This is a genomic window from Eggerthella guodeyinii (assembly GCF_009834925.2).
Classification (GTDB): Bacteria; Actinomycetota; Coriobacteriia; order Coriobacteriales; family Eggerthellaceae; genus Eggerthella; species Eggerthella guodeyinii.
Map to the genome: position 1 here is coordinate 369,896 of NZ_CP063310.1, position 14,163 is coordinate 384,058.

Sequence of the window (14,163 nt, forward strand, 5' to 3'; positions counted from 1 at the left end):
GGCCCCCCAATTCTATATGCTATAATTTCACTATAACTAATGGAGTGGCATTGACCTGCTCCAATGATTAAAGGGGGGTTTGCTGTAAAATGTGGAAGAATGCAAAGAGGATGTCCGCGTCGGCTGTTGCGGCGATTTTGGTCATCATGTCGATCCCTGCGGGGGGGGGGGGGGCATTCGCTGACTCAGTAAGCAGTGGCGAATCTGTTGAGGGAGGGGCTCTCCTCGAGATAATTGATCAGGAGTCCCCAGGTTCGGTAGAACCTGAAGATATCGTCTCGGATGCGTCAGCCGAGCGTGTAGAAAATTCTGGCGAGACGGCAAGAATCACGGCCGAGGAGCCTGCAGTGCGTGAGGCAGGCTCGGTGGAAGAGTTGAATTCGGCTGTCGATTATTTCAAGAATCAACAGAATATTGTCGACTGCACCGTCATGCTAACTGCGTCGATCAAGAGTAATTTCGGCGGAATCGAAGGTAAACACGTAACGCTTCGCAGTGTCGAGGGCGAGCGGTTCTCGATTAGCAGCGCATCTGATATCGTAGGAGATCTTACGGTTCAAAACGTTTTGTGGGGTAACGGCTCCATTTATGCGAATGGGCATACGCTTGAATTTGGCGAGGAATATGAGGGTGACGGTGCCGATGGTATGACAGGCGCCCGCATATACGGTGGAGGCAATGGCCAGGACGTAGTAGGCGGGACGCACCTCATCTTTCGCTCCGGCATGTTTGGGCGAGCTAATGGCGGGTGTGTTTATGGCGGCGGATACAACGCAGACGTTCAAGGCGATGTGCTTATTGAGGTGTATGGCGATGCCCAAATGGCACAACGTGTACGAGGTGGCGGTGTAAGTTCGTCCAATGACAAGGGCAACGTATATGGCAATGTGCATATCTTGATTCGTCAGGGTGTCGATGGCCATGTGGCTGGTATCAATGGGGCGGGCAACCGGTCTGGTTCCGCTGCCCGCAATGCGGGCAACGTTCATGGCGACGTCTTAATCGATGTCATGACGGGTTCCAGCAATGGTATGACCGGTACAGGCGAAGGGTCTGTCATCGCAGAAAATTGTGGCAATGTTACTGGCGATATCGCCATCAACGTTGGTCAAAGCGGCGTGTCGGAACCGGTGGTTGTTGGCGGGAATTGGTCGATAGCCGGGTGCGGGGAAGATTTCGGAGCTTCTGCGCATGTGGGGGGAGATGTTCGCATCTCGATTGCCGACAACGTCATCATGCAATCCTACCAAGGGGGCGATCTCGGAGGAGACGTCGTGGGAATGTGGAATGCGTCGGAAATCGACGGAACCTTAACCATAGAAAACAACGGGGGGCAGCTCTGCAGCATCGTTGCGAACGACTTGGGTCTTAGAGGGACTCCGGGGCAAATACATAACAAAGGGCAAGCGGAAAACGGACTTGTCATTCGCATGACATCGGGGGATATCAACAACTACACAGTGCCGTGGGAACATTACTATAACGACGGCGTGATAGCAGTGGGTCCTCTGGGCGGCCTTGCAGGTAATGCGCTTATCGAGGTATCGGGCGGCAAAGTCCCCTTTATCGATGCGGGTGCCTTAACTGATGCAATTGCGGGCGACCTCGACGTGCAGGTATCGAAAGCAGCAAGGATAAAGGGTATCGAGGGCAGCGTCGGCGGTGAGGGCTTGGTGTCTGGGCATGTTTCAAGCCTTCTCTTCGACGGCAGCGGAGCATCGGATAACCCGCTTGATGTTGCATTTCTAAAGCGCTTTGACAACGTGAAGCTTGTCAATGGGGCTTCGTTGCGCTTGGGCGATAATAGGGAGGGCGATAACAAGGTCCAATCGGCGCAGGGGTTGCCTTTCCGTACGGTGTATGGGCTGGCTGTTGAAGGCAACAGCCGTTTAGAAACCGTGAAAGCGCAGTCGTTGGTTTCTGGCAACGTGCAGCTTGAGGGTATGTGGGAGCAGCGTTTCGTTCAGACGGCAGATATACCCAACCTTGAGATACAGGGTTCGTTGACCGTGGGGGAAGCCGGTACGCTGGTATCTCTCGGCACGACGAGCGTCAAGGGTGCTGTGGACGCTTCCGGAACGATGGCGCTTATGAACCCCGCCCTGTTTCAGTCGACATTTGCGGGGGATTCGGCCGAGTTTCGCTTGCCGGCGGTGCAGCGCACACCGAGCGATCTGAACTACCCGACGGGAGATATAGCGCTCAGCATAAAGGGTGCCGCGACGGGAACGGCCTCCGTACTGACGGTATCTTCTGGCGATTGGCGCGCAGCGCAGGCTCCTGTTCTCGGCGACAATTACATTACCGGCTGGAAGGCAAACGGTGCTTCGAACGAGGCGTTTGTGCTGGCTAACGATGACGAGGCGACTGTTACGGCTGGCCTGTACCTCAAGCGCGTCGAGGATCCGGGTGTGAGCGACGGTAGCTACTACATGTGGCAAGTGGCGAAAAAGCCCTCATATTCTGTGTCCTATGAATTCGTTAGTGGCACGAAGGACAAGGAGCTTCCGGAAGCGATAATGGATCTTCTTCCAATCGACAGTAAGACCTATATGGAGGGTACCACCGTCGCGGCCATCCAGCCGGATGAGACAGCGATTCCGGTGGCCGACGGCGTGTGGACGTTCAAAGGCTACGACGCCGACTCGAAAGTGGCCTCCGGCAACGTGCACTTCGTGGGCACGTGGGAGTTCTCGGCGCACGAGTACGGCGTGACCTATGAGTTCGTCAGCGGGACGAAGGACAAGGTGCTCCCGGAGGAGGTGACCAACCTGCTTCCGATCGACGCTAAGAGGTACGCTCACGGTACTACCGTCTCGGCCATTCAGCCAGGCGAGACGACGGTTGAGGTGACCGACGGCGTGTGGACGTTTAAGGGCTACGACGCCGACTCGAAAGTGGCCTCCGGCAACGTGCACTTCGTGGGCACGTGGGTCTTTAATCCCAATGCCAGCGTCATCAACCATATCCCTGCTATCGTCGCGAGTGACAAGGTACTCACGGTCGGAGATACCTTCAACCCACTGGAGGGCGTGAGTGCCACCGATGAAGAGGACGGTGACCTCACGGACAAGGTCGAGGTGCTAAGCAACACCGTGGATACCTCCAAGCCCGGCGTGTATGAGGTAACCTACAAGGTGACAGACAGCAAGGGTGCTTCTTCAACCAAGACTATCAGCGTGACGGTCAACCCGAAGACGGAGGACCTGAACCACATCCCGACCATCGCTGCCTCCGACAAGGTACTCACGGTCGGAGATACCTTCAACCCACTGGAGGGCGTGAGTGCCACCGATGAAGAGGACGGCGACCTCACGGACAAGGTCGAGGTGCTAAGCAACACCGTGGATACCTCCAAGCCCGGTGTGTATGAGGTGACCTACAAGGTGACAGACAGCAAGGGTGCTTCTTCAACCAAGACCATCAGCGTGACGGTCAACCCGAAGACGGAGGACCTGAACCACATCCCGACCATCGCTGCCTCCGACAAGGTACTCACGGTCGGAGATATCTTCAACCCGCTGGAGGGTGTGAGCGCCACCGATGAAGAGGACGGTGACCTCACGGACAAGGTCGAGGTGCTAAGCAACACCGTGGATACCTCCAAGCCCGGCGTGTATGAGGTGACCTACAAGGTGACAGACAGCAAGGGTGCTTCTTCAACCAAGACCATCAGCGTGACGGTCAACCCGAAGACGGAGGACCTGAACCACATCCCGACCATCGCTGCCTCCGACAAGGTACTCACGGTCGGAGATATCTTCAACCCGCTGGAGGGTGTGAGCGCCACCGATGAAGAGGACGGTGACCTCACGGACAAGGTCGAGGTGCTAAGCAACACCGTGGATACCTCCAAGCCCGGTGTGTATGAGGTGACCTACAAGGTGACAGACAGCAAGGGTGCTTCTTCAACCAAGACTATCAGCGTGACGGTCAACCCGAAGACGGAGGACCTGAACCACATCCCGACCATCGCTGCCTCCGACAGGGTGCTTACGGTCGGAGATACCTTCAACCCACTGGAGGGCGTGAGTGCCACCGATGAAGAGGACGGCGACCTCACGGACAAGGTCGAGGTGCTAAGCAACACCGTGGATACCTCCAAGCCCGGTGTGTATGAGGTGACCTACAAGGTGACAGACAGCAAGGGTGCTTCTTCAACCAAGACCATCAGCGTGACGGTCAACCCGAAGACGGAGGACCTGAACCACATCCCGACCATCGCTGCCTCCGACAAGGTACTCACGGTCGGAGATATCTTCAACCCGCTGGAGGGTGTGAGCGCCACCGATGAAGAGGACGGTGACCTCACGGACAAGGTCGAGGTGCTAAGCAACACCGTGGATACCTCCAAGCCCGGTGTGTATGAGGTGACCTACAAGGTGACAGACAGCAAGGGTGCTTCTTCAACCAAGACCATCAGCGTGACGGTCAACCCGAAGACGGAGGACCTGAACCACATCCCGACCATCGCTGCCTCCGACAAGGTACTCACGGTCGGAGATATCTTCAACCCGCTGGAGGGTGTGAGCGCCACCGATGAAGAGGACGGTGACCTCACGGACAAGGTCGAGGTGCTAAGCAACACCGTGGATACCTCCAAGCCCGGTGTGTATGAGGTGACCTACAAGGTGACAGACAGCAAGGGTGCTTCTTCAACCAAGACCATCAGCGTGACGGTCAACCCGAAGACGGAGGACCTGAACCACATCCCGACCATCGCTGCCTCCGACAAGGTACTCACGGTCGGAGATATCTTCAACCCGCTGGAGGGTGTGAGCGCCACCGATGAAGAGGACGGTGACCTCACGGACAAGGTCGAGGTGCTAAGCAACACCGTGGATACCTCCAAGCCCGGTGTGTATGAGGTGACCTACAAGGTGACAGACAGCAAGGGTGCTTCTTCAACCAAGACTATCAGCGTGACGGTCAACCCGAAGACGGAGGACCTGAACCACATCCCGACCATCGCTGCCTCCGACAAGGTACTCACGGTCGGAGATACCTTCAACCCACTGGAGGGCGTGAGTGCCACCGATGAAGAGGACGGCGACCTCACGGACAAGGTCGAGGTGCTAAGCAACACCGTGGATACCTCCAAGCCCGGTGTGTATGAGGTGACCTACAAGGTGACAGACAGCAAGGGTGCTTCTTCAACCAAGACCATCAGCGTGACGGTCAACCCGAAGACGGAGGACCTGAACCACATCCCGACCATCGCTGCCTCCGACAAGGTACTCACGGTCGGAGATATCTTCAACCCGCTGGAGGGTGTGAGCGCCACCGATGAAGAGGACGGTGACCTCACGGACAAGGTCGAGGTGCTAAGCAACACCGTGGATACCTCCAAGCCCGGCGTGTATGAGGTGACCTACAAGGTGACAGACAGCAAGGGTGCTTCTTCAGTTAAAACAATAAAGGTTACAGTAGAGGCTCGGGTGCAAGAGCTGCCTGACAATTCGAGCAACAGTTCGAGTGCTGGTTCTCAGACGCCTGGGGACAAGCTAATCAAAACCGGTGATACATGGGTCTTGGGGGCTGGTATTCTCTCGGTCACGGCTGCGCTTGCTGGCGTTGGTGTTCTGGTCGCATGGCGTCGCATGAAGAACAAATCGGGGTATATCAAATAGCAAGGAGAGGAAAGGAAGGAGCAAACCATGACGAGAATACCCCACTCTGTCATGCGCGAGCGCAAGATGCGCGTTCTTGCATACTTGGAAAACGTTGAAAACATCCAAACGGAGCCTCCCTGCCTCTCGTATCGCGAGTTGGGAAGAGAACTTAATCTAGGCTGCGATCAGGTACGACGCGTATGCATGTTGCTGCAAGAGGGGGGCTTTATCAGAATAGAGCCTCGGTTCTTGCGAAGCGGCGCCCAGATTGAGAATGCGTATTGGGTAACTCCACTCGGGCGACAGGAGGTGCTTGCGTTGAACGCTGGATAGTTCTCGGTAGTTCTGAGGCTGGCATCTTGCATATTGTGTTTCGGCGGCGAGAGGGCGGATGCTCTCTCGCCGCCGTTCTATAGGCACTCGTTGCACCCTGCAACATCATATTGTCGAATCTGACTCCCTATTTGGCGTATAACCACAGGGAACGGCAAACTCTACCTGTTTCGGAAGAGTCGGGCAGATTGGCTGGGGAGCGTTTTTCGCCGCGAAAAATCTGCTGTGCTGCCTAGGGGTTGGGGTGTCCGCGTGTGCGCGCTGCGGGCCGCGACCCCGCGCTGCGCCCCATTGCATGGTTTTCCGGCTTTTTGTGACTTGACCGGGCTTCGCGCTGCAGTGTGCCCGACGAGGCGTCGGTCACGCGTCCTGTCTTTTCCCGCTTGTACTCAGTTGTGCGCCAAACAGGAGTCAGGTTGCCGAAGCGGTGTCTCCTTCACCGAAAGGGCTCCTGCACGCGCGGGGCAAGCGATTTCGTCCGTGAATGCAAAGAAGGAGAAATCACAATTTCTCCTTCTCATCTGGGGTTATGATACCACAAAACTCGCAAAAAATCGAGTCGTGTATTTCTTGAAGCGCGGGTGTATATACCTATAACCAGCTTTTGGCGCACGAGAGATGACTGGCTCTCGTGCCCGGGAAGGAGCGATGCTTGTGGAATTAGGTGTATCTCTCATGGCACTTTCGCGGGATGCTCGGCGAGCTGAGCTTACCGCATGCAACGAGGCGACGGCCGCGTACGGGCTGAGTCTCACGGAAGAGCAGATGGTCGGGCTGACAGAGCGCCGTCATGAAGCACTTCGGGCGACGGGGCGCGTAGAGTTCGGGCGCGGGGCGTTGCGCGATATTGTTGCGGCGTTTCGCGATTCGCCATACTTGCTCCAGGAGACCTACGAGGAGACGCTCGCGGACGTGCAGGATGCGTTCTACCGCTATAAGGAAGAGGCTGAGGCACACGGCGGCATATCTGATGACGAGTTGGTTTCCGCACTGCGCACGGCATTCGACGAGCGAGCGCATGGTGCAGTGGATGCGCTCGAGGGCGTGAAGTTGGTAGAACTACGCGCGCAGGCTGCGGGTGAGCAGGCGGGGGAGTATGACGAGAAGACGCAGCGTGAGGTGGCGGAAGAGGAGAGCGATGACGAGGACGACGAACGAGTGCACGATGAGTTCGACCGCGTGTTCGACGAAGAGCGCCTCGAGCGGCCCAGCAACGAATTCGCCGCAGGGTATTACGACGGCTACGGCGAGCTGTACCGCATCGGATTCGACGCGAACAGCCGCATCGGAGGATCCTCGTTTCTGTGACGAAGGCCGGGCGCTGCGCATGCGGCTTGACGATGCCGTCGACGTAGGCGCGGCGTTTCAGGCGCAGGTGTGGGGCGTGCTGGCCAAGCAGGTGGCGTTGTTCACGATGGGCGAGAGCACGTCCATTCCCGAGTACGACGCGCATCGCTTGCTGGAATCGGTGTGCTTCGTGCTGGGCGTGGACGCCGACGATCCCGACGAGGCGGCGATGCTCGACGTGCTCGAACAGGGTGCCGAGGAGGTGTTCGCGCGCAGCCTGCATCGCATCGAGGAGCAGGCGGCTCAGGTGAAAGGCCTGTGGAAGGACGTGTGTCTCAGCATGCCACTGCTGGAGAGCGTTGCGTTGCGGGATACGCTCGAAAGCCTGCGCGACTTCGGGGCGCGCTACGAGCCGCGATTCTTCGCGCACGAGATTCCGGCCGACATCGACTATCCGCTCTGCCGCCCCGTGCCGGAGGAGATTCAGGGCGTGGCGTACGTGACGACGTACCTCGAGCGGCTGCTAGCGGAATGCCGCTTCCTGCGGCGGTGCGATCTGGGGCGCTGCAAGGCGGTGCTGAGGCGCGTGCATCCTGCGTACGGCGAGCTCATCGTGAATCTGTTCGAACCGGTGGCGGCGAACGCGGTAGGCTGCGCGCTCGCGGGCGGCGACGTGCGCGGCCTATGCGTCGGCGAGGGAGGTCGCGCGCGTATCGCCCGGCTGCTGGCGGATCGTTCGGCTGCCGAGCGCCGGAAGCTGCTTGTTGGGGCGGCGGACCGGGCATGCGACGAGCTGGGCCTGCGCGGCCCCGACGAGGAAGCGGCGCGGGAGCTTGCGCGCTGGGCCGCGGCCGGTCTCGTGCCGCGTCTCGACAACGCGTTGAGGCACGGCTCGCTCGACGGGGTGTTCGTCTTGTAGCGCAGGTTCGCACCCGCGCGATCAAGTTTTTGATATTTACGAACATACGTACCCATTTGATGCTATAATGGATCTACTGATAAAAGCGGCGTTGTGCTCAGCCAGGCACCTCCAGTCCAAGACGCCCAGGACGCAAGGAGGTGGCCATGGCACCCATCCAATCGCTCAAGCTGTACGAGGACTCCCGCATTCGCGCTCTTTGGAACGAAGACGAGGAGGAGTGGTATTTCTCGGTGGTCGACGTTGTGGCGGTGCTGACCGAGAGCAAAGACGGTCGAAAGTACTGGAACAAGCTCAAGCAGCGGCTCAAGGAGGAGGGCAGTCAAACGGTGACATATTGTCACCAGTTGAAAATGAAAGCGAGTGACGGGAAAATGCGCGCAACCGATTGCGCGACAACTCACGGCGTCCTTCGCATCGTCCAGTCCGTTCCCTCTCCGAAGGCCGAGCCCTTCAAGCTGTGGCTCGCCCAGGTTGGCACCGAGCGCATCGAGGAAACCGTCGATCCCGAGCAGGGCATCGACCGCGCGCTCGAGACGTATCTCAAAAAGGGCTACAGCCCTGAATGGGTGAACCAGCGCTTGCAGGCGATCTCGGTGCGCAAAGAGCTGACGGATGAGTGGATCGAGCGAGGCGTCTCGAAAGGATCGGAATTCGCCATCCTCACGGATGAGATTTCGAAAGCGTGGGCGGGCATGACCACGCGCCAATACAAGAACCATAAGGGCCTGACGAAGGAGAACCTTCGAGACAATATGAGCACGCTCGAACTGGTGCTCAACATGCTTGCCGAGGCGACGACGACCGAGCTGTCGAAGGTTGAGGAGCCGGAGACGTTCGAGCAGAGCAAGGGGGTGGCCCAAAGGGGCGGTTCCGTGGCGGGCAACGCGCGCGAGGAGATCGAGGCTCAAACAGGCAGGCCGGTCGTCACGTCGAAGAACGCCCAGGATTTCCGGAGGGTTCTCGGAGAGGTGATAGAGGCTGCGGCCGAGCTCGGTGACGGGCGGCGCGCGGAGGAGGGACCGGACGTCTAGGGGCGCTCTTTCGGCTTGGGGGCGAACATGCCGAAGATACCCTGGGTGACGTGATGGGTGGCCAGCTCGGCGAGCGACCCGAGGGCGCCGACGAGCGTGTCGCGCGCCGTTCCGTCGATGTTCTTCGCAGCCTCGCTGAGCAGGGTCACCGTTTTGGATCCGCCGAAGAATATATCGGTGGCGTTCTGGGCGCCCGATGCTTCGATGGCCTTGAACAGCGCATCGACGATGGCCGCGGCCTCCTCGTCGGAATAACGCGCCAGCCACTCGGTGAGCAGGGCGTCGGTGAACTTCGCGTTGTCGGTGAGGTCATCGAGGTAGACGAAATCGTCGCCGTCGATCTCCCAGGAGAACGGGCTGTGCTGCATGAGGCCGCGCTCGGTGCTGTGCACCACGCGTGGCGGCGTGTGCGACTCCATGAGCATCCCGATGATGGAGTCTTGCGGCACGGTGCGATGGATGCGCCCGTCCAGCTTCCGCCAGTCGTCGGGCGAGAACGCGCCCGCCTTGAAGCCGGGACCGTCGTGCGTGTAGACGCGATCGATACGCTCTTGCACGGCGGCGGGCGCGTTCAGCGCGGCGTACAGCGCGAGGTTGGCCCCCTTCGAGTGGCCGCCGACGAACAGCCGCCGCGGGAGGTGCGGGGCGACGGCTTCCAGGTAGCGTGCGGCCTGCTCCTGCGCGGGGACGGGCGCGGTGTAGGCCATGTTGAAGTTCTCGCGCCAGCCGGTGATGGACGTGTCGGTGCCGCGGAACCCCACGTAAGCGAACTCTTTTTTGTACACGAACGTCATGGCGGCGAACTGCGTCTGCCGCTCGGTATCGAACAGGCTGAGGTAGTCGCGGACGGCGACGTCGCGGAACCGCGGGCTGGCCGCAAGCGCGAGCATGTTCTCTTTCACGCGGCCGGGAATGAGGCCCGAGAACATATGCTCGTATCGCTCGGCGCGCAATGCGTCGGTGAACCGAGCGGGACGTCCGGACGGAGACAGGAGGTTTTTCACGACGGTGCCGAACGCGCCGAACGTTTTTCGCTCGCGCAGCGGCGGCACGATGCCCTCGGCGCGCACCATGCAGAACTGCGAGAGCGTCGCCGAATCGACCGGGTTGAACGGCTTTTCCTCGAACGAGGCGAACTCGGTACCCAGATAGTCGAGGATGTTCATCGTCGCGCTCCCGAAGTTCCTGCGTCTTCAGCGTCGATGAGGGCGAGGAGCTCTTCCCGGGAGCCGATGCTCAGCTTCCCGTAGATGTGGCGCACGTGGGTGCGCACCGTGTTCTCGGAAATGTACAGCTTCTCGGCGACGTAGCCGTGGTTGTAGCCGCGCCCCAGGTAGTACAGCACTTCGCGCTCGCGCGGCGACAGCCCGCGTTCGACGGCCAGCGTGTCGCACCGGCGGTGGATGTACGTGCGCGAGTCGTCCGCTCCGCGCGGCTCGGTGCGGCGGACTTCGCGCTGTCGCGACTCCTGCGCGAACGAGATGGCGATGAGGGCCAGGTACACGGTGAGCATGATGAGGCATATGGCGCGCCCGTCGGTGCCGATGATGGCGATGCCGCACAGGCCGGCCACGAACGCGAGCGCCAGCAGCACGAGGCAGGCGGGGAACACGACCGCGGCGGCGAGGGGAACGCTGCGGGCGGCGCTGGCCATGCTGCACCAGATGGCCAGCGCGATCACGGCGAAGCTGGCCTGGGTGAGCACGTCGATGGTGCCTGCAACGACGTTGCTGTCGGTGCTGATCACCGGCAACGCCAGCAGCAGCGCGACGGCCATGGGATACACGGCCTGGTTGAGCAAGCGAAGCGGCGACGAGTCTGCTTTCCGCAGCACGATGAGCGCGACGATGATCGCCAGCAGCGACGGCCCGATGAGCGATTTCCAAGCTCCCAGCGGGTCGGGCAGGCGCGTCTGCTCGCTGGAGATGACGGGGTCCCAGGTCAGTCCGAAGATGAAACAGGTGATGCATGCGCCCACGAGAGGCATCCACAATATGGCGCGTGCCTTGCGCAGCCGCGCGCGGTGATCACCGTCCTCCTCGCGCTCGGTGTCGGCGGGTTGCGACGAGGCGGGCTCGTCGAGCGTGCGGGCAACGAACAGCAGCGCGATGGACGCTACCAGCGTGCACGCGACCATCGCCAGCCCCAGCGGCGTGGGCGAGAGCGGCTCGGCGGCAACGTGGGTGACGGCTGCCAGCATGATGCCCAGCGCGCTGTTGAACAGCAGGTTCTCGGGCTCGAGCCGCGCGAAGACCGATCCCCAGGCCGTCGTGAGCATCGTGAGCCCCGCCCCGAACGCCATGCCGAACACGACAGGCTCGATGAACGGCAGCGACAGCTGCGTGTACAGGGGCAGCATGAATTGCATGCCGAGGGCGGTAAGGCAGGCCCCGAGCAGCACCGGACCGGTGCGGGTGAGGTCGGGCGCGGGACGGCCGACGCGTTTCGCGCGCACGGCGACCGCCGCAAGCACGATGCCGCAGCCGAACAGGCCCCAACCGGTGTACACCGCGAAGGGGTGCAAGGAGAAGGCGGTGTCCGTCTCGCCTTCGGAGAAGAACCGGATCGCGTTGAGGAAGACGGAGAACAGCAACCCCGCACCCAGCAGCGCAGGCTTAAACGAGACGGACGTCGAACGCGCCCGCTCAGAAACGTGTTGTTGTGCGCTTCCCATGTCCTCCCTGCAACGCCGCAGCGTTTTCCCTCGTAGACAGCGCAAATCACCAAATTCAGCTATGGGGCGACCCCCGGGGGGTGCGCCGCGCGAACCTCGAAATCATCGCTTTCAGTGATGGCGGAACCCTAGCCTGAACCGTAGTGTAGCCGAACGTTCGGTGCCGCACAACAAACCGCGCGGTGACGAAACGGGAACACGGGTATTTGATTGAAGGGAGCGGGAACATGGGAACCACCTCGAAGCACAGCTGGTCGCGTCGCGATTTCTTGAAGGGCGCGGCCGCCGGCACGATGAGCGTCGCCGCGCTCGGCGCGCTGGGCGGATGCTCGCCGCAGCAATCGGCATCCACCGCCTCGGCAGCAGCGGCCGATTCCGGTGAAGCCGGCACGTACGATGTGATGCAGGAGCTGTCGACGTTCAATCGTGGCCAGAACGCCAGCGCGAAGGCGCCCACCACGCCCGAGGAGTACATCACCCTCAAGGGCGACGGCGTGCTGTCCGCCGGCGGCGGTTGCGAGCAGCTGGGCATCAAGCCGGCCGACTTCATGCTGAACAAGCCGGCGTGGCTGGGCGACGCCCCCGAGGTCAGCGACATCGCCGACACCGAGGAGTGCGACGTGCTGGTCATCGGCGCGGGCAACGCGGGCACCGTGGCGGCGCTGCGCTGCCAGGAGGAGGGCGCGAACGTCTTCCTCGCCGAGATGCAGACGTACGACGAGTACGACGAGTACGCCTGCGACATGGCCTGCTACAACTCGAAGCTGTTCTTGGACAAGGGCACGCCCGAGATCGACACGACCGAGGTGTTCAACGAGTACATGCGCCTCTCGCGTGGCCATGCGCACCAGAAGATCGTGCGCGACTACGCCACGCGTTCGGGCGAGATGCTCGACTGGATGGTGGAGCACATCCCCGCCGAGTACGTGGAGAAGTACGCCAAGACCTCGAACTACAAGGGCAACGACAACTTCAGCGGCGAGTGCTGCGGCCAGAAGTCGTGGCCGGCCATGACCCAATGGCGCGATGAGGAATCCAACATCAACATGTGGCCGTTCGTCATCCGCTCGGTCCACACGGCGTTCGAAGACGCCGGCGGCACCATCAAATGGGGCTATCAGGGCGTGGTGCTCGTGCAAGACGGCGACGCGGTGACCGGCGCCATCTTCCAGGACGTCGATGGCGCGTACCATCAGATCAACGCGAAGGCGACCATCGTGGCAGCCGGCGACTTCGGCGGCAACCCCGACATGCGCCTCGACCTGTCCGATCAGATGCGCAACATCGCCTGGTCGTACGGCAACGATCGCACCGACGCCACCTCCATCGGCGGCATGGGCCGCGACGGCTCCGGCATCCGTATGTGCATGTGGGCCGGCGGCACGATGGAGGGCGGCCCCCGCGCCGGCCAGGCCGCGGGCATCAACGGCGTGCCGGGCTTCGCGTTCGGCGGCGCGTGGCCGTGCTTCGGCAACGACGGCAAGCGCTTCATGAACGAGACGATGGTGAAGCACGGCTCCAACGGCTACCTCGACATGCTTCCCGCGGGCCAGCTGTTGGTGAACGTGACGGACGCCAACTGGGAGGAATACCTGTCCCACCAGGGTTACGGTCATGAGACGATGGACCGCAGCTCGGACTACATGGTGGAAGAAGTGCGCGAGAACATGGCGAACTACAAAACCGGCAACGACGGCTTCGACGTGCGCGCCTTCGCCCGCTTCGGCAAGGAGTACTCCACGGTGTACGCTGCCGACACGCTTGAGGAACTGGCCGAGATCGTCGGCTACACCGGCGAGGCCAAGGAGAACTTCCTGGCCGAGGTTGCGCACTACAACGAGCTGTGCGAAAAGGGGCACGACGACGATTGGGGTTGCGACCCGCAGAACCTGTTCCCCATCAAGGACGCGCCGTTCTTCGCCTCGTTCGGCACGACGGGCGGCAACCCCTCCGGCGGCCTGTGCCAGCACGCGGCCATCTGCACCGATGGGCGCTACCAGGTGCTCACCGGCGCGAAGGAGCCCATTGCGGGCCTGTACGCCGCGGGCAACACCTGCGGTCAGCGCTACGGCATCCAGTACGCCACGCCCACGGCCGGCAACAGCTGCGCCTCGGCGCTCACCTCGGGCTATTGCGCTGCGGAAAGCGTGATCGAGGACGTGAAGGCGTAGCGCCGCATCAACCGATTCGGGGCCGGCTGGCGCACCCCCTCCCTCCCTCCCTGATGCCAGCCGGCCCATGGCGCGCGGCGGTCGCTCTCGGGCGGTCGCCGCTTCGCGCGAGAAGCGAGGAAAAGGAGCAACC

7 protein-coding genes are annotated in these 14,163 nt (G+C 61.2%); 5 read left to right on the forward strand and 2 right to left on the reverse strand.

Annotated elements, in window-relative coordinates; translation table 11 throughout:
• Positions 1–89 precede the first annotated feature (89 nt).
• The 4 genes from GS424_RS17815 to GS424_RS01530 all read left to right on the forward strand — a co-directional run bounded on the left by GS424_RS17815 (position 90) and on the right by GS424_RS01530 (position 9,185).
• The gene (locus GS424_RS17815; protein ID WP_218958875.1) at positions 90–5,630 is read left to right on the forward strand and encodes an immunoglobulin-like domain-containing protein; all 5,541 of its coding nucleotides are present in this window, start codon (positions 90–92) and stop codon (positions 5,628–5,630) included.
• Positions 5,631–6,599: 969 nt separating this feature from the next.
• The gene (locus GS424_RS01520) at positions 6,600–7,253 is read left to right on the forward strand and encodes a DUF6323 family protein (protein ID WP_160942059.1); all 654 of its coding nucleotides are present in this window, start codon (positions 6,600–6,602) and stop codon (positions 7,251–7,253) included.
• Positions 7,254–7,272: 19 nt separating this feature from the next.
• Positions 7,273–8,151 carry a DUF6179 domain-containing protein gene (locus GS424_RS01525; protein ID WP_160942058.1) on the forward strand — a complete coding sequence of 293 codons (879 nt, stop codon included), beginning with the start codon at positions 7,273–7,275 and terminating at the stop codon, positions 8,149–8,151.
• A 146-nt stretch (positions 8,152–8,297) separates the two neighbouring features.
• On the forward strand, positions 8,298–9,185 hold the full coding sequence (locus GS424_RS01530; RefSeq protein ID WP_193666533.1) for a BRO-N domain-containing protein: 888 nt from the start codon (positions 8,298–8,300) through the stop codon (positions 9,183–9,185).
• Here GS424_RS01530 and GS424_RS01535 read toward each other — a convergent pair.
• Together GS424_RS01535 and GS424_RS01540 are read right to left on the reverse strand one after the other, a co-directional pair.
• Complete coding sequence (locus tag GS424_RS01535; protein ID WP_160942057.1) at positions 9,182–10,351, reverse strand: Mbeg1-like protein; 1,170 nt, start codon at positions 10,349–10,351, stop codon at positions 9,182–9,184. The two genes, GS424_RS01530 and GS424_RS01535, sit on opposite strands and share 4 nt — an antisense overlap.
• On the reverse strand, positions 10,348–11,859 hold the full coding sequence (locus GS424_RS01540; RefSeq protein WP_160942056.1) for a helix-turn-helix transcriptional regulator: 1,512 nt from the start codon (positions 11,857–11,859) through the stop codon (positions 10,348–10,350). The genes GS424_RS01535 and GS424_RS01540 overlap by 4 nt, the downstream gene beginning before the upstream one ends.
• 227 nt (positions 11,860–12,086) lie before the next feature.
• On the opposite strand from GS424_RS01540, the gene GS424_RS01545 reads away from it, so the two are divergent.
• Positions 12,087–14,030, forward strand: coding sequence for an FAD-binding protein (locus tag GS424_RS01545; protein ID WP_160942055.1), 1,944 nt, complete (start codon positions 12,087–12,089; stop codon positions 14,028–14,030).
• Positions 14,031–14,163 lie beyond the last annotated feature (133 nt).